Source organism: Pseudomonas sp. CFII64 (assembly GCF_000416235.1).
In the GTDB taxonomy this organism is placed as follows: domain Bacteria; phylum Pseudomonadota; class Gammaproteobacteria; order Pseudomonadales; family Pseudomonadaceae; genus Aquipseudomonas.
Window position 1 is genome coordinate 431,320 of sequence record NZ_ATLO01000042.1, and the last position, 15,743, is coordinate 447,062.

At 59.9% G+C, this 15,743-nt stretch carries 20 protein-coding genes; 17 read left to right on the forward strand and 3 right to left on the reverse strand.

Annotated features, from left to right (window positions below; genetic code table 11):
- Positions 1-9 precede the first annotated feature (9 nt).
- From rutC to CFII64_RS19900, 4 genes are all read left to right on the forward strand, one after another.
- Positions 10-393, forward strand: coding sequence for a pyrimidine utilization protein C (gene rutC, locus CFII64_RS19885; protein ID WP_020292628.1), 384 nt, complete (start codon positions 10-12; stop codon positions 391-393).
- Between the two features lie 45 nt (positions 394-438).
- A complete protein-coding gene (gene rutD, locus CFII64_RS19890) occupies positions 439-1,242 on the forward strand; it encodes a pyrimidine utilization protein D (protein WP_020292629.1) in 804 nt (267 codons plus the stop codon).
- Positions 1,233-1,799, forward strand: coding sequence for an NADH-dependent FMN reductase RutF (rutF, locus tag CFII64_RS19895; protein WP_020292630.1), 567 nt, complete (start codon positions 1,233-1,235; stop codon positions 1,797-1,799). The genes rutD and rutF overlap by 10 nt, the downstream gene beginning before the upstream one ends.
- A gap of 175 nt (positions 1,800-1,974) precedes the next feature.
- On the forward strand, positions 1,975-2,199 hold the full coding sequence (locus CFII64_RS19900) for a DUF6555 family protein (protein ID WP_020292631.1): 225 nt from the start codon (positions 1,975-1,977) through the stop codon (positions 2,197-2,199).
- A gap of 26 nt (positions 2,200-2,225) precedes the next feature.
- Here the strand turns inward: CFII64_RS19900 and CFII64_RS19905 are convergent, their stop codons facing one another.
- Together CFII64_RS19905 and CFII64_RS19910 are read right to left on the reverse strand one after the other, a co-directional pair.
- The gene (locus CFII64_RS19905; protein ID WP_020292632.1) at positions 2,226-2,459 is read right to left on the reverse strand and encodes a hypothetical protein; all 234 of its coding nucleotides are present in this window, start codon (positions 2,457-2,459) and stop codon (positions 2,226-2,228) included.
- Between the two features lie 173 nt (positions 2,460-2,632).
- Complete coding sequence (locus CFII64_RS19910; RefSeq protein WP_020292633.1) at positions 2,633-2,821, reverse strand: hypothetical protein; 189 nt, start codon at positions 2,819-2,821, stop codon at positions 2,633-2,635.
- Between the two features lie 208 nt (positions 2,822-3,029).
- On the opposite strand from CFII64_RS19910, the gene CFII64_RS19915 reads away from it, so the two are divergent.
- The 6 genes from CFII64_RS19915 to CFII64_RS19940 all read left to right on the forward strand — a co-directional run bounded on the left by CFII64_RS19915 (position 3,030) and on the right by CFII64_RS19940 (position 8,024).
- Positions 3,030-3,620 carry an amino acid synthesis family protein gene (locus tag CFII64_RS19915; protein WP_020292634.1) on the forward strand — a complete coding sequence of 197 codons (591 nt, stop codon included), beginning with the start codon at positions 3,030-3,032 and terminating at the stop codon, positions 3,618-3,620.
- Positions 3,621-3,643: 23 nt separating this feature from the next.
- Positions 3,644-4,474: an alpha/beta fold hydrolase gene (locus CFII64_RS19920; RefSeq protein WP_020292635.1), complete on the forward strand. Its 831-nt coding sequence runs from the start codon at positions 3,644-3,646 to the stop codon at positions 4,472-4,474.
- Positions 4,471-5,952: an aldehyde dehydrogenase gene (locus tag CFII64_RS19925; RefSeq protein WP_020292636.1), complete on the forward strand. Its 1,482-nt coding sequence runs from the start codon at positions 4,471-4,473 to the stop codon at positions 5,950-5,952. The genes CFII64_RS19920 and CFII64_RS19925 overlap by 4 nt, the downstream gene beginning before the upstream one ends.
- 72 nt (positions 5,953-6,024) lie before the next feature.
- A complete protein-coding gene (locus CFII64_RS19930; protein WP_020292637.1) occupies positions 6,025-6,510 on the forward strand; it encodes a flavin reductase family protein in 486 nt (161 codons plus the stop codon).
- Between the two features lie 196 nt (positions 6,511-6,706).
- Positions 6,707-7,459, forward strand: a complete 753-nt coding sequence (locus CFII64_RS19935; RefSeq protein ID WP_020292638.1) for a GntR family transcriptional regulator — start codon at positions 6,707-6,709, stop codon at positions 7,457-7,459.
- Position 7,460: 1 nt separating this feature from the next.
- A complete protein-coding gene (locus tag CFII64_RS19940; protein WP_020292639.1) occupies positions 7,461-8,024 on the forward strand; it encodes an NUDIX hydrolase in 564 nt (187 codons plus the stop codon).
- Between the two features lie 35 nt (positions 8,025-8,059).
- Here CFII64_RS19940 and CFII64_RS19945 read toward each other — a convergent pair whose 3' ends face one another.
- The gene (locus CFII64_RS19945; protein ID WP_020292640.1) at positions 8,060-8,347 is read right to left on the reverse strand and encodes a DUF1330 domain-containing protein; all 288 of its coding nucleotides are present in this window, start codon (positions 8,345-8,347) and stop codon (positions 8,060-8,062) included.
- A 96-nt stretch (positions 8,348-8,443) separates the two neighbouring features.
- Here CFII64_RS19945 and ribBA point away from each other — a divergent pair, with 96 nt between their 5' ends.
- The 7 genes from ribBA to CFII64_RS19980 all read left to right on the forward strand — a co-directional run bounded on the left by ribBA (position 8,444) and on the right by CFII64_RS19980 (position 15,616).
- Positions 8,444-9,553 (forward strand): bifunctional 3,4-dihydroxy-2-butanone-4-phosphate synthase/GTP cyclohydrolase II, encoded by a 1,110-nt coding sequence (gene ribBA, locus CFII64_RS19950; RefSeq protein ID WP_020292641.1) that lies wholly within the window; start codon positions 8,444-8,446, stop codon positions 9,551-9,553.
- 360 nt (positions 9,554-9,913) lie between these two features.
- Complete coding sequence (locus CFII64_RS19955; RefSeq protein WP_020292642.1) at positions 9,914-10,939, forward strand: ABC transporter substrate-binding protein; 1,026 nt, start codon at positions 9,914-9,916, stop codon at positions 10,937-10,939.
- A complete protein-coding gene (locus CFII64_RS19960; RefSeq protein ID WP_084488286.1) occupies positions 10,924-11,880 on the forward strand; it encodes an ABC transporter permease in 957 nt (318 codons plus the stop codon). The genes CFII64_RS19955 and CFII64_RS19960 overlap by 16 nt, the downstream gene beginning before the upstream one ends.
- A 6-nt stretch (positions 11,881-11,886) precedes the next feature.
- On the forward strand, positions 11,887-12,702 hold the full coding sequence (locus CFII64_RS19965; RefSeq protein WP_020292644.1) for an ABC transporter permease: 816 nt from the start codon (positions 11,887-11,889) through the stop codon (positions 12,700-12,702).
- A complete protein-coding gene (locus tag CFII64_RS19970; RefSeq protein WP_020292645.1) occupies positions 12,699-13,853 on the forward strand; it encodes an ABC transporter ATP-binding protein in 1,155 nt (384 codons plus the stop codon). The genes CFII64_RS19965 and CFII64_RS19970 overlap by 4 nt, the downstream gene beginning before the upstream one ends.
- A 168-nt stretch (positions 13,854-14,021) precedes the next feature.
- A complete protein-coding gene (locus CFII64_RS19975) occupies positions 14,022-14,507 on the forward strand; it encodes a flavin reductase family protein (RefSeq protein WP_020292646.1) in 486 nt (161 codons plus the stop codon).
- A 71-nt stretch (positions 14,508-14,578) separates the two neighbouring features.
- On the forward strand, positions 14,579-15,616 hold the full coding sequence (locus CFII64_RS19980; protein ID WP_020292647.1) for an LLM class flavin-dependent oxidoreductase: 1,038 nt from the start codon (positions 14,579-14,581) through the stop codon (positions 15,614-15,616).
- The last annotated feature ends 127 nt before the right edge of the window (positions 15,617-15,743 follow it).

A 15,743-nucleotide genomic window follows, 5' to 3' on the forward strand; every position in this document is an offset into this window, starting at 1 on the left:
AGTTTCATCATGGCCAAGAAATCAATCATTCCTGCCGGCACCAGCAAACCCATCGCGCCCTTCGTGCCGGGTTCCATGGCGGATGGCGTGCTGTACGTTTCCGGCACCCTGCCCTTCGACAAGGACAACAATGTGGTGCATGTCGGCGATGCAACGGCGCAGACCCGCCACGTTCTGGAGACGATAAAAGGCGTGATCGAAACCGCTGGCGGCACGATGGATGACGTGACCTTCAACATGATCATGATTCGCGACTGGGCGGATTACGCCAAGGTCAACGAGGTGTATGCCGAATACTTCGCCGGGGAAAAACCGGCGCGTTATTGCATCCAGTGCGGCCTGGTGAAACCCGAAGCCTTGATCGAAATCGCCAGCATCGCGCACATCGGCTGAACCCATAACGAAGCGGACGCACGAGCGTCCGCGCTGGAGTCTTGCATGCACTACGAAATACTCGGCTGTCAGGCAGCAGATGCACCGACGCTGGTGTTGAGTTCCGGTCTGGGGGGTTCCGCGCGTTTCTGGGCGCCGCAATTGCCGGTGCTCATTGAGCAATACCGCGTCGTGGTCTACGACCAGGCCGGAACCGGGCGCAGTCCGGCCAGCCTTGCCGAAGACTATTCGATTGCGAGCATGGCCGGTGAATTGCTGGCAATGCTCGACGACCTGGACATCCAGCGTTGCCATTTCATAGGCCATGCCCTGGGCGCACTGGTCGGACTGGAGCTGGCCCTGCAACGCCCGCAATTGCTACAAAGCATGGTGCTGATCAACGCCTGGAGCAGCCCCAATCCCCACAGCGAGCGCTGCTTCGCGATCCGCAAGACCCTGCTGCGCGATAGCGGTCCGGCCGCTTACGTTCAGGCGCAGGCGCTGTTTTTGTACCCCGCCGACTGGATCGCCGCGCACAGCGCACAGCTGGCCGAAGATGAAGCCCACGCCTTGGCGCACTTCCCGGAAACCGACAACCTGCTGCGGCGCATTGCTGCCCTGCAAGCCTTCGACATTGAAGACCGGCTGCATCAGATCAAGACGCCGACCCTGCTGATCGCCAATCGCGACGATATGCTCGTGCCGTGGCAACGCTCGCAGCATCTGGCGGACAAGCTTGCCGGGGCGCGCCTGGCGTTACTCGACTACGGTGGCCACGCTTCCAGTGTCAGCGACGTTGAACCCTTCAATCGCGAACTTGTTAATTATCTTGCTGGCCAGACCCGAGCGGAGACACTGACATGCAAATAGCCGAACTCCCCGTTACCGCGCCGACGACCGCACCCGCGCCGATTGCACTGCAGGATTTCCGCGACGCCATGGCCGGCCTGGCCGCAGCCGTCAACGTCATCACCACTGATGGCCCCCATGGTCGATTTGGTTTTACCGCCACGGCGGTGTGCAGCGTGACGGATTCGCCGCCAACCCTGCTGGTTTGCCTGAATCGCTCGGCATCGGTCCATCCAGCCCTCACCGCCCATGCAACGCTGTGCATCAATACCTTGACCAGCGAACAGCGCGAGCTGTCCAACCTGTTCGGTGGCAAGACGCCCATGGCTGAACGCTTCGCCGCCGCACAATGGTCTGAATGGGTCACCGGTGCGCCAATTCTCAATGGCGCAGCGGCCTCCTTTGATTGCCGGGTCAGCCAGACTGTCAGCGTCGGCACACATGACATTCTGTTCTGTGAAGTATTGGCGCTGCGTCGGCAGAAGGATGCGGCGGCGCTGGTGTATTTCGACCGAAACTATCACCAATTGCCTCCTGTCCAGCCGTCGCCGACGGGAATCAGCCATTCAAACGGATGACACAACCAAGCGAGCAAACTTCAGATGAATGAAGCGCCAGACACCGAGAAATAATATCGAACTGCCATCTTTCCGACGTCAGATTTTAATCACCTGCCGATCATCGGAAGTCGCGAATTTTCCCAACTACGAGGACTCCATCTATCGACAACATCAACAATAGAGGGATGCAGACATGCATCATTCCAGACATTACCGAATCGACTATCTATTACACGGCAAGTACAAGAGCTTCTATGTCTGCGCCCCGGCAATGGACAATGCGTCAGCCTGGAACTGGGCGGCGGTGGATGCGGGATTTGGCCAGATACCCAAATACCGCATGGACAAAGTTCCTGTTATCAGTAAACCCAAAGCCGAGCAATTCGGCCTGAGTGATGTGCAGTGGACAGAGTCATGAGTTTCATTTAAACGCTCTTTTTTTGTTCATTGCACGAGCGCTCTCAAACGGGCCTCAAGCGCTGTTTCGAAGAACACATGCAAGTTGTCTATTTCACTGTGACTCATCGTTCCCGCAGCCTCCAGGCCGAGCACGAACCCATCGGCACGTGCGCCAGACTTGACTGCCTGAATCATGGAGCTTGCTTGTTCTATTTGTCTGAGCAGGCGAATGACCTGGCGTTTGACGGGTTCGGTGAGGATCAGTGTTTCGATGTTCATCTCGCCTGCGTCTCGTTAATCATTTGAATAATGACGCGCAGTCGGACAGCGCCGACCGGTGCCATTGATTACGAAACAGCACTTCGTGGAAAGTTTGCCTGATCATTGATCAGGCTGACGAACGGCGATCTATATAGCCCCGGCTTTACCGAGGCTATATCAGGTGATCGGGACTACTGACGCTCCGCTCGCGGAACCCTGGCCTGATAGGCCGGTAACGACGCTGCATAGGCCAAGGCTTCTTGTCGGGTGCCGAAAGAACCCAACCGATCATCCTTAGTACAGACTTTCCACGGACCGCTATTAACGCTGATGACTTGATAACCATTGATCTGCATCTTCGAGAGCATGGGCGTGTTCATACAGTTACCTCCATTTCAGTCAAGAGAAAGGGATTGCCTGCCTACCTTACACCCCGGCGAACGCGATCCGCGTGCCTTACGTCGCGTCACCCTCCCCCGCAAGCCCGGCAGATTTGACCGGTGACCTGCGCAGAAAGATTTGCACGTCCAATATTATGGTATACCATCAGACGCAATACACACCAATAACCCTGTCTGGGAGCCGCTCATGAGTTTCGAAATTCGCAAAATCGTTAGCTACGCCGAGGAAACCTTCATCGAAGGCGGTAAAGCCACCGACAAACCGGTGACCATGATCGGCCTCGCCGTGGTGATCAAAAACCCGTGGCTGGGCCGTGGTTTCGTCGAAGACCTGAAACCGGAAATCCGCGCCAATTGCTCGCACCTGGGTGAATTGATGGTCCAGCGTCTAACCGATGCCATCGGCGGTGCCGACAAAATCGAGGCCTACGGCAAAGCAGCAGTGGTCGGTGCCGATGGCGAGATCGAGCACGCTTCGGCAGTGATCCACACCCTGCGTTTCGGCAATCATTACCGCGAAGCGGTCAAGGCCAAGAGCTACCTGAGCTTCACCAACAAACGCGGCGGCCCCGGCACTTCGATTCAGATCCCGATGATGCACAAGGATGACGAAGGTTTGCGCTCGCACTACATCACCCTGGAAATGAAGATCGAAGACGCGCCACGCGCCGATGAAATCGTCGTGGTCCTCGGGGCTGCCAATGGCGGGCGTCTGCATCCACGGATCGGCAATCGCTACATCGATCTTGAAGACCTGGCCGCCGAGAAAGCCCAGTAAGACTCATAGTGCAGGAGCGATCCATGATTCGGCTCACCGCTGAGCGCACCCCCGCCGGCACCAGTTACCTGGCGACCGGCCAAGGCCATCCCGTGGTGTTGATCCACGGCGTTGGTTTGAACAAAGAGATGTGGGGCGGCCAGGTCGTAGGTCTGGCTCCGCACTATCGGGTCATCGCGTACGACATGCTCGGCCATGGCGCCAGCCCGCGCCCGGCCGCCGACACGCAATTGCGTGGTTACGCCGAACAACTGGAGGAACTGCTCGACCATCTGGGCCTGGCGCAGGCCACGGTCATCGGTTTCTCCATGGGCGGGCTGGTCGCGCGGGCTTTCGCGCTGCACTTCCCGCCGCGCATTGCCGGCATGGTGATTCTCAACAGCGTGTTCAATCGCTCTGCCGAGCAACGTGCCGGCGTCATTGCCCGCACCAGCCAGGCCGCCGAGCACGGGCCGGACGCCAACGCAGCCGAAGCTTTATCGCGCTGGTTCAGCCGTGAATATCAGGCGGCCAACCCGGCGCAGATCGCTGCGATCCGCCAGGTATTGGCTGACAACGACCCGCAAGGCTATCTGACGACGTACACCTTGTTCGCGACCCAGGACATGTACCGCGCCGATGACCTGGCCAGTATTCAAGTGCCGACCCTGATCGCCACTGGCGAACTGGACCCCGGCTCCACCCCGGAAATGGCGCGGCAACTGGCCTCGCATATTCCCGGTGCACAAGTGGCGATACTCCCCGAACAGCGGCATATGATGCCGGTGGAGTCGCCGCGACTGGTCAACCAGGTATTGCTGGAGTTTCTGACCAAGGCTGACGTAAACAATCAGGCAAAGGGGATCGTTGCATGACGCTCGCGCGCTTTCAGATGTGTATTGATGGGCAATGGGTCGACGCCCTCTCCGGCAAGACTTTCCAGAGCCTCAACCCGGCGCTGGCCCAACCCTGGGCCGAGTTGCCCGACGCCGACGAGGCAGATGTGGACCGTGCCGTGCAGGCCGCGCAGCGGGCGTTCGAAAATCCGGCCTGGCGCAAACTGACCGCCACGGCGCGGGGCAAATTGCTGCGCCGCCTCGGCGACCTGATCGCTGAAAACAAGGAACAACTGGCTCAGCTGGAAAGTCGTGACAACGGCAAGCTGATCCGTGAAACCCGAGGCCAGGTCAGCTATCTGCCCGAATTTTTCCACTACACCGCAGGCCTGGCGGACAAGCTCGAAGGCGGCACCCTGCCGCTGGACAAGCCCGACCTGTTCGCCTACACAGTGCATGAACCCATGGGCGTGGTGGCCGGGATCATTCCCTGGAACAGTCCGCTCTATCTGACCGCCATCAAGCTCGCGCCCGCGCTGGCCGCCGGCAATACCATCGTCCTCAAGCCTTCGGAACATGCTTCGGCAACCGTGCTGGAACTGGCGCGCCTGGCCCTTGAGGCGGGTATTCCGCCCGGCGTGGTCAACGTCGTCACCGGGTACGGTCCGAGCACCGGCGCAGCCCTGACCCGGCACCCGCTGGTACGCAAGATTGCTTTCACCGGTGGAGCGGCGACCGCCCGCCACGTGGTGCGCAGCAGTGCGGAGAACTTCGCGAAACTGTCCCTGGAACTGGGCGGTAAATCACCCAACATCATTTTTGCCGACGCCGATCTGGACAGCGCCATCAATGGCGCGATTGCCGGCATCTACGCCGCGTCCGGGCAGAGCTGCGTGTCCGGCTCGCGATTGCTGGTGCAAGACGAAATCTATGACGAGTTCGTTGAACGCCTGGTGGCGCGCGCCCAACGTATCCGCATCGGCAATCCTCAGGAAGACGCCAGCGAAATGGGGCCGATGGCTACCGCGCAACAACTGGCGGTGGTCGAAGGCCTGGTCGCCGATGCGCTGGCCGAAGGTGCGCGCCTGCGCACCGGCGGCAAGCGACCGCCAATGGACACCGAAGGTTGGTACTACGAGCCGACACTGTTCGAATGCGACCGCAACTCGATGAAGATCATGCAGGAAGAAGTGTTCGGGCCGGTGGCTTCGGTGATTCGCTTCAAGGACGAAGCCGAAGCGCTGGCGATCGCCAATGACTCGCAGTTCGGCCTGGCGGCAGGCATCTGGACCCGCGACCTGGGCCGCGCCCATCGCCTGGCCCGGGATGTCCGCTCCGGAATCATCTGGGTGAACACCTATCGCGCGGTGTCAGCCATGGCCCCTATCGGCGGCTTCAAGAACAGCGGCTACGGTCGTGAAAGCGGCATCGATTCGGTGCTGGCCTATACCGAACTGAAAACGGTATGGATCAACCTGTCGGCAGAACCCATGCCCGATCCGTTTGTGATGCGTTGAGAGAACCAAATGCCGTAGGAGCGAACTCCCTACGGAGAAATGCTTCACTTCAGTTTTATGAGAGGCCCTGAAATGATCGAACCTGGTATTTACAAAGAAGTCATGGGCTCGTTTCCGTCCGGCGTCACGGTGGTCACCACCCTGGATGCCGAAGGCGGGATCGTCGGTATCACCGCCAGCGCCTTCAGTGCGCTGTCCATCGACCCGGCACTGGTCCTGTTCTGTCCCAACTATGCTTCGGACACCTACCCGATCCTGCGCGACAGCAAACAATTCGCGATTCACCTGCTGTCCGCCGACCAGACGGCCGAGGCCTATGCGTTCGCCAGCAAAGGCAAGGAGAAGGCCAAGGGTATCGAATGGCATTTGAGCGAACTGGGTAATCCGCTGCTGGGCAAGGCGACGGCGATCATCGAATGCGAGCTGTGGCGTGAATACGATGGCGGCGATCACGCGATCATTGTCGGCGCGGTGCGCAATCTGATCCTGCCGGAAAACCCGCTCACACCGATGATTTATCACCGGGGCAAGCTGGGTCCGTTGCCAGTTCTGGTCTGACCGGCATGGGTCGTACAATCAAGTCCGGTCCGGTTGCAGTCAGCGTGTCGCATGCAGGAGCCTGCGTGATAAACTCGCCGCTGTTTTTTGCTGTGCCGCCGGCGAGATTCGCCGATTCGCGGCCATGCACCGGACTTGCAGAGCGTAACGGCTCTTTTCGCTTCACCCATGACAGTCACAATCAGAGCGGGACTCCATGAAACGCCTTCCACTCGACGACAGCTTCAAGGTCAATCGCAACCCTATTACCCTGCGCGAAATCGTGCTGGACAAGCTGCGTAGCGCCATCATGAATTTCCAGCTGCTGCCCGGCGATCGCCTGGTGGAGCGCGATCTGTGCGAGCGTCTGGGCGTGAGTCGCACTTCGGTTCGCGAAGCCCTGCGCCATCTGGAATCCGAGGGCCTGGTGGAGTTCGCCGACGCCAAAGGGCCGCGCGTGGCAATCATCACCCTGGAAGATGCCTGCGATATCTACGAGCTGCGCTGTGTGCTCGAAGGCCTGATCGTGCAGCTGTTCACCCTGCGCGCCAAGGCCAGGAATATCCGGGCGCTGGAAAAAGCCCTCGAGGAAAACCGCAAGGCGCTCAACGAGGGTGAGCTGCAACAGGTCATCGACTCGGTGCAGAGCTTCTACGACGTGCTCCTCGAAGGTTCGGGCAACCATGTCGCCGCCACTCAGTTGCGCCAGTTGCAGGCCCGCATCAGCTATCTGCGGGCGACCTCCGTGTCCCAGGAAAACCGTCGCAGCGCCAGTAACGAAGAGATGGAGCGCATCGTTGCGGCCATCAAGAGCGGTGATCCGCTGGCCGCGCACCAGGCGTCGGTGGATCACGTGCGCAGCGCCGCCAAAGTGGCCCTGGATTACCTCAAGCTCAAACAGAACGATGGCAGCAAGGTTCGTGAAATCGTCGAGCCAGTGGCACTCAAAGAACCGCGCATAGGCCGCTGACATGGTCGCCCCGCGCTTCTGTCCGCAATGTGGTGGCGCTGACCTCGCTCAGCGCATTCCCGCAGGTGACACACACCCGCGATTGATCTGCGGCAGTTGCGCTTACGTTCATTACGTCAATCCCAAGATCATTGCCGGCTGCATCATCGAGCGCGACGGCAAGTACCTGTTGTGTCAGCGCGCCATACCGCCGCGTCCCGGCACCTGGACGCTGCCGGCGGGTTTCATGGAGAGCGGCGAGACCACCGAACAGGCCGCACTGCGTGAAGTCTGGGAAGAAACCGGGGTGCGCGCCGAAATCGTTTCGCCCTACTCGATCTTCAGCGTGCCGCGCATCAGCGAGGTGTACATCGTATTCCGCGCCCTGGCCCTTGAGATCACCGGACAGTTCGGCCCGGAAACCCTCGCCTGCCAGTTCTTCGCTCCCGAAGACATTCCGTGGGACAGCATCTATTACCCGGCAATCCGGCAGATCCTCGAGCGCTACATCGAAGAACGCCGGACCGGTTCATACGGGATCTACGTTGGCAACGACGATACCGGCAAGGTGCATTTCATTCGCTAGCGCCAGATTCCTGTGGGAGCCGCTACCACGTCCTCTCAAACCCCTTCCACAATCACAATCTCGGCCGTCGACGCGCCTTGGCGATAACTCAGTGCATCCTGATACTGCGCCGAGCGGTAGCAGGCCAGTGCCTGTTCATACGAATCAAATTCGATCACCACGGTGCGCTGCGTAGCCGTCTTGCCTTCCACGGCCTCGCTACGCCCTCCCCTGGCCAGAAACCTGCCGCCATACAGCGTGAACGCAGCCGGGGCGCGTTGTGTATAACCGGAATATTGCTCCGGATCGGTCACGTCCACCTGCGCAATCCAGTAACCCTTCATCTTCACCTCCACCCGTTGAAAAATATCTGTCGCTTATGATTTAACTGTCTTATGGTATACCACAAATAAACAACGATACGACAGCCGGAGCCCGCCATGCCCTTCAACCGAATCGAAGAAATCATAGAGGATTACCGTCAGGGCAAGATGGTCCTGCTGGTGGATGACGAAGACCGGGAAAACGAAGGTGATCTGCTGCTCGCGGCGGACTGTTGCGATGCCCAGGCGATCAGCTTCATGGCCCGCGAGGCACGGGGCCTGATCTGCCTGACCCTGACCGACGAGCATTGCCAGCGTCTGGGCCTGGAACAAATGGTGCCCAGCAATGGCAGCGTGTTCGCCACGGCCTTCACGGTATCCATCGAAGCGGCCAGCGGGGTCAGCACCGGTATTTCCGCTGCTGACCGGGCCCGGACGGTTGCCGCTGCGGTAGCCAGTGGCGCCTGTGCCGAGGATCTGGTGCAACCGGGCCATATCTTCCCGCTGCGCGCCCGGGAAGGTGGCGTGCTGACCCGCGCCGGCCATACCGAAGCCGGTTGCGACCTGGCGCGGCTGGCCGGTTTCACACCCGCCTCGGTGATTGTCGAGGTCATGAATGACGACGGCACCATGGCCCGACGCCCGGATCTGGAAACCTTCGCCGCCCGGCACGGCATCAAGATCGGCACCATCGCCGACCTGATTCACTACCGCTTGAGCACCGAGCACACCGTTCTGCGCATCGGCGAACGGGAATTGCCGACGGTACACGGCACCTTCCGTCTGATCAGTTACGAGGATCGCATAGAAGGCGGCGTCCACATGGCAATGGTCATGGGCGATATCAAGCGCGAAACGCCGACGCTGGTGCGGGTCCACGTCATCGATCCGCTGCGGGATCTGGTGGGTGCCGAATACACCGGACCGAGTAACTGGACGCTGTGGGCCGCTCTGCAAAAGGTCGCAGAGGTGGGCACTGGCGTCGTGGTGGTGCTGGCCAATCACGAGTCATCCCAGGCGCTGCTCGAACGCATCCCGCAATTGACCCAGGCGCCTCGGCAGTTCAGCCGCTCGCAGTCGCGGATTTATTCGGAAGTCGGCACCGGGGCGCAAATCCTGCAAGACATTGGCGTCGGCAAACTGCGGCACATGGGTGCCCCGCTGAAATACGCAGGCTTGACTGGCTACGATCTGGAAGTGGTGGAGACCCTGTCTTTCTCGGGATGAAGGCCGCTAAAAACAGGTTTTTTTCAGGTATTTTTTTGTTTTTCAGGCTGTTTTTCAAGCCGCCGGCAACACGCTGAAAGCCCTGCCACAAGGGCGTTTTACCCAATATACAAAGGGGCTAAAGGCAATCACGGCGCACAATTTCAGTGATCTTGACGGCTAAACCCTTGCAGAAAGTTTGGAATACCATAATATGATATTCCGTAGACCGAAAGAACAGTCAGGCGCGCTCCAGCACCGGAGACAGCACAAACAACAGCCCCTGACACGGTCGCCCGTACCAAGGCCCAATGGACCTACTGCTCCCGATAAGCGGGCAACAACAGCCCGCTCAAAACACAACAAATGAGGGCGTACAAAATGGTGTTGAGTAAACGTGCAATTGCAGTCCTGACGGCCGGCGTGTTGTCCGTATCAGGCGTCGCGGCGATGGCCGCCGACAGCATGAACTTCGTCAGCTGGGGCGGTTCGACTCAGGACGCCCAGAAGCAGGCCTGGGCGACGCCTTTCAGCAAATCCAGCGGCATTGCGGTGGTGCAGGACGGGCCGACCGACTACGGCAAACTCAAGGCGATGGTTGAAAGCGGCAATGTGCAGTGGGACGTCGTGGACGTCGAGGCGGACTTTGCCCTGCGCGCCGCCAGCGAAGGCTTGCTGGAACCGCTGGACTTCAACGTCATCAAGAAGGATCGCCTCGACCCGCGCTTCGTCTCCGAGAGCGGTGTGGGTTCGTTCTTCTTCTCCTTCGTGCTCGGCTACAACGAAGGCAAGACCGGCAAGAACAAGCCTGAAGACTGGGCCGCACTGTTCGACACCAAGACCTTCCCTGGCAAACGCGCGCTGTACAAATGGCCAAGCCCGGGCGTGCTGGAGCTGGCGCTGCTGGCCGATGGCGTTGCCGCCGACAAGCTTTATCCGCTGGATCTGGATCGCGCCTTCAAGAAACTCGACACCATCAAAAAAGACATCGTCTGGTGGGGCGGCGGCGCGCAATCCCAGCAACTGCTGGCTTCCGGTGAAGTCTCCATGGGCCAGTTCTGGAATGGCCGGGTCTTCGCCGTACAGCAGGACGGCGCGCCAGTGGGCGTGAGCTGGAAGCAGAATCTGGTCATGTCCGACTTCCTGGTGGTGCCAAAAGGCGCCAAGAACAAGGACGCAGCCATGAAGTTCATCGCCGAGGCCACTGCAGCCAAAGGCCAGGCCGACTTCTCCAACCTGACGGCCTATGCTCCGGTGAATCTGGACAGCGTGCAGCGTCTGGACTCGACCCTGGCGCCTAACCTGCCAACAGCGTACGCCAAGGACCAAATCACTCTCGACTTCGCGTACTGGGCCAAGAACGGTTCGGCCATCGCGACACGGTGGAACGAATGGCTGGTCAAATAAAAATGACGGCCGGCACGGCCCGTCAATCCAACCCTGCCGGTGGTGCTTCCAGCACCGCCGGCGCGGTACCCAACCACGTCGTGGCAGCGAAGCAATCAGTTTCCTTGTCACAACGCTGGCGCGGCAGCCGCAATCTGCTCCCGGCCCTGATCTTTCTGGGCCTGTTCTTCTTCGCGCCACTGATCGGGCTATTGCTTCGCGGCGTGCTGGAGCCGACACCTGGCCTGGGCAACTACGAACAACTGTTCGCCAACTCTGCCTATTCCCGGGTGTTGTTCAATACGTTCTCGGTGGCCGGACTGGTCACGTTGTTCAGCCTGCTGCTGGGTTTCCCGCTGGCCTGGGCAATCACGCTGGTGCCACGCGGTTGGGGCCGCTGGATGTTGAACATCGTGTTGCTGTCGATGTGGACCAGTCTGCTGGCGCGCACTTATTCCTGGCTGGTGCTGCTGCAAGCTTCCGGGGTGATCAACAAAGCGTTGATGGCCATGGGGGTAATCGATCAGCCGCTGGAAATGGTGCATAACCTGACCGGCGTGGTGATCGGCATGAGTTACATCATGATTCCGTTCATCGTGCTGCCGTTGCAGGCCACCATGCAGGCCATTGATCCGATGGTGCTGCAGGCCGGTTCGATCTGCGGCGCGAGTCCCTGGACCAACTTCTTCAAGGTGTTTTTGCCACTGTGTCGGCCGGGGCTGTTTTCCGGCGGGCTGATGGTCTTCGTCATGTCGCTGGGTTATTACGTGACCCCGGCATTGCTGGGCGGCGCGCAGGACATGATGCTGCCGGAGTTCATCGTGCAGCAGGTGCAATCGTTCCTCAACTGGGGTCTGGCCAGCGCCGCTGCGGCATTGCTGATCGTGATCACCCTGGTGCTGTTTTACTTCTACCTGAAGCTCCAGCCGGAATCCCCGGTCGCCGCCAGCAACGCGAGGTAAGCCGACATGCTCCTGACTCCCAATGCCATGAGCCCGGGGCTGCGCTTCGGGCTGTACCTGACCACGGCCCTGATCGCGCTGTTCCTGATCCTGCCCATCGTGTTTATCGTGCTGCTGTCGTTCGGTTCATCACAGTGGCTGGTATTTCCACCGCCGGGCTGGACGCTGAAGTGGTATCAGCAATTCTTCTCCAACCCGGAATGGATGGCTGCCGCGTTCGCCAGCCTGAAAGTCGCGGTGCTGACCACAATCTGCGCGGTCGCCCTTGGCCTGCCCACAGCTTTCGCCTTGGTGCGTGGTCGTTTTCCGGGTCGCGACCTGCTGTACGGCATTTTTACCCTGCCGATGATCGTGCCGCTGGTGATCATCGCGGTGGCGGTCTACGCGCTGTTCCTCAAGCTGGGCTACACCGGCACACTGTTTTCATTCGTGGTCAGCCACGTGATCGTCGCCCTGCCCTTTACCATCATCTCGATCATCAATTCGCTGAAGCTGTTCGATCAGTCCATCGAAGACGCGGCGGTGATCTGCGGCGCATCACGCCTCCAGGCCATCGTCAAAGTGACCTTCCCCGGCATCCGTCCCGGCATGGTCGCCGGTGCCCTGTTCGCGTTTCTGGTCTCGTGGGATGAAGTGGTCCTGAGCGTGATGATGGCCAGCCCGAATCTGCAAACCCTACCTGTCAAAATGTGGACCACCCTGCGTCAGGACCTGACACCCGTGATCGCCGTCGCCTCGACGCTGCTTATCGGTCTGTCAGTCATGGTCATGGTGATCGCAGCGACGCTGCGTCGACGCAACGAAGCGAGGAGTACGTCATGAGTGCGGTGATTAAAGAAGCCGGCCAGCAGGATCAGAAAATCCTGGTGAGTCTGTGCAACCTGAACAAGCATTACGGCGATTTTGCTGCCGTGGACAACATCTCGCTGGATATTCAGGACGGTGAATTCCTCACTTTCCTGGGCTCCAGCGGCTCGGGCAAAAGCACCACGCTGTCGATGCTGGCCGGCTTCGAAACGCCCAGTTCCGGGGAGATTCTGGTCAGCGGCAAATCGCTGATCAATGTGCCGCCACACAAGCGCGACATCGGCATGGTATTCCAGCGCTACTCGCTGTTTCCGCATCTGTCGGTGCGCGACAACATCGCCTTCCCGCTGGCAATTCGTAAAATGCCCAGCGCCGAACGGGAAAAACGCGTGGATGCGATGCTCAAGCTGGTGCAGCTCGAACAGTTCGCCCATCGTCGCCCTTCGCAGCTTTCCGGTGGCCAGCAGCAGCGCGTGGCAATTGCCCGTGCGCTGGTTTACGAGCCGCGCATTCTGTTGATGGACGAACCTCTCGGCGCGCTGGACAAGAAACTGCGGGAAGAATTGCAGGACGAGCTGCGTCAGCTGCACCGCAGGCTGGGCATCACCATCGTTTACGTGACCCACGACCAGGAAGAAGCCATGCGTCTGTCCCAGCGCATTGCGATCTTCAGCCACGGCAAGATCGTCGGCCTGGGCACGGGCTATGACTTGTATCAAAACCCACCAAATGCCTTCGTCGCCTCGTTCCTGGGCAACTCCAACTTCCTCAAGCTCAAGGCCCAGAGCAACGCGGCCGCGACGTTTGAAGGACAGCCGCTTTCCATCCGGCTGACTGCCAGCCTGCAGGCCGGGCAGGACGTATTGCTGATGATTCGCCCGGAAAAAGCCCAGGCGCTGAGCCTCGAACAGGCCGCCAGCGAGCCTTTGCTCAGTGGCTGGAACGAAGTCACCGCGAGCGTCACCGAAGTGCTGTTCCTCGGCGAAAGCCAGACCTGCTCGGTGGTCACCGACAGCGGCACGGCAATGACCGTCAAGGCGCTGTCTGCCACCGGCATGCCGATGAAACCGGGCGACAAGGTGCGCGTACGCTGGGCCGCTGGCGATGCCTGTGTGTATACCGAATGGGCCGAGAGTGATTTAAACAAGGTGGCTGGCGCCCACTGATCCCTGACGTGTCGGCGATGCCCTCCCCTGGAGGGCATCGTCGTTTTCAGCTAAACCAAAGTCGCGTAAAAAGCGCTTGCAACACCGGTATTACGGTATACCATAAACCAACAAACGCGTTACTCACGACCAGAAAGCAGCCAAGACCCGCACGCAGAGGAAACGAACATGATCGACGCAAATGCCTACAAGAACGTCATGGGCTCGTTCCCGTCGGGCGTGACGGTGATTACCACGCTCAATGACGATGGCGAAGTGGTCGGCCTGACCGCCAGCGCCTTCAGTTCGTTGTCCATGGACCCACCGCTGGTGCTGTTCTGCCCCAATTACAGCTCGGACTCGTATCCGACCCTGATCAAGAACAAGCGCTTTGCGATCCATTTCCTGTCCGGCACCCAGCAAAGCGAAGCCTATGCCTTCGCGCGCAAGGGCAAGGACAAGGCAGCCGGTATCGAGTGGACCCTGAGTGAACTGGGCAACCCGTTGCTCGCCAACGCGACGGCGATCATCGAGTGCGAACTGTGGCGCGAATACGAAGGCGGCGACCACGCAATCATGGTCGGCGCGGTGAAAAACCTGATCGTCCCCGAGCTGCCGAACAGCCCGATGGTGTATTGCCGAGGCAAGATGGGCGCATTGCCCGCGCTGGTGTGAGCCAGCGCCAACCCGGGCAATACCGAAGCCGGCTTATTCATTCGCAAAACAAAAAATCGAGGGAAAGCGTCATGAAATTTTCGTTGTTCGTGCATATGGAACGCTGGGATGAGCACGTCAGCCACCGGCAGTTGTTCGAAGACCTGACCGAGCTGACGCTGATGGCCGAAGCCGGGGATTTCAGCACCGTGTGGATCGGCGAACACCACGCCATGGAATACACCATTTCCCCAAGCCCGATGCCCTTGCTGGCGTATCTGGCGGCAAAAACCACGAAGATCCATCTCGGCGCGGGCACGATCATCGCGCCGTTCTGGCATCCGCTGCGGGTGGCGGGCGAATGTGCCCTGCTGGATGTGATCAGCAATGGCCGCATGGAAGTCGGTCTGGCGCGCGGCGCCTATCAAGTGGAATTCGACCGCATGGCGGGCGGCATGCCCGCCTCTTCCGGTGGTCAGGCGCTGCGGGAAATGGTCCCGGTGGTGCGCGCGCTGTGGCAGGGCGACTATGCCCACGACGGCGACATCTGGAAGTTTCCCACCTCTACCAGCGTGCCGAAGCCGATCAACACGCCGCCAATGTGGATAGCCGCCCGCGACCCGGACTCCCACAACTTTGCCGTCGCCAATGGCTGCAATGTCATGGTCACGCCGTTGATGAAGGGCGACGAAGAAGTCGTCGACCTGAAGAACAAATTCGAAGCGGCCCTGGCCAATAACCCGGATGTCCCGCGCCCGCAGCTCATGGTGTTGCGCCACACCCACGTGCATGCCGTCGATGACCCCGAAGGCTGGCAAGTCGGTGCCAAGGCGATTTCGAAGTTTTATCGCACCTTCGATGCCTGGTTCGGCAACAAACAGACACCGGTCAACGGGTTTCTGGAGCCAAGCCCGGAGGAGAAATTCAAGGAACGCCCGGAGTTCGAGCTGGAGAATATCCGCAAGAACACCATGATCGGCACCCCGGAACAAATCATTGCCCGGATCAAGTACTACCAGGAACTGGGCGTCGACGAATTCAGCTTCTGGTGCGACAACAGCCTGCCCCATGCCGAGAAGAAGAAGTCACTGAAGCTGTTTATCGAGCACGTGGTGCCGGCGTTTCGCTGACACCCGAAATACCGCCCTCGCGAAGGAATTTTCAGGCGCCGCAGATGTGTTGCCCGAGCCGACGCCCTCCCGGATAAATCCGGTCCTACGGGGCTTGGGGTTGACCCTCCGGCCTCATCGAGGACAA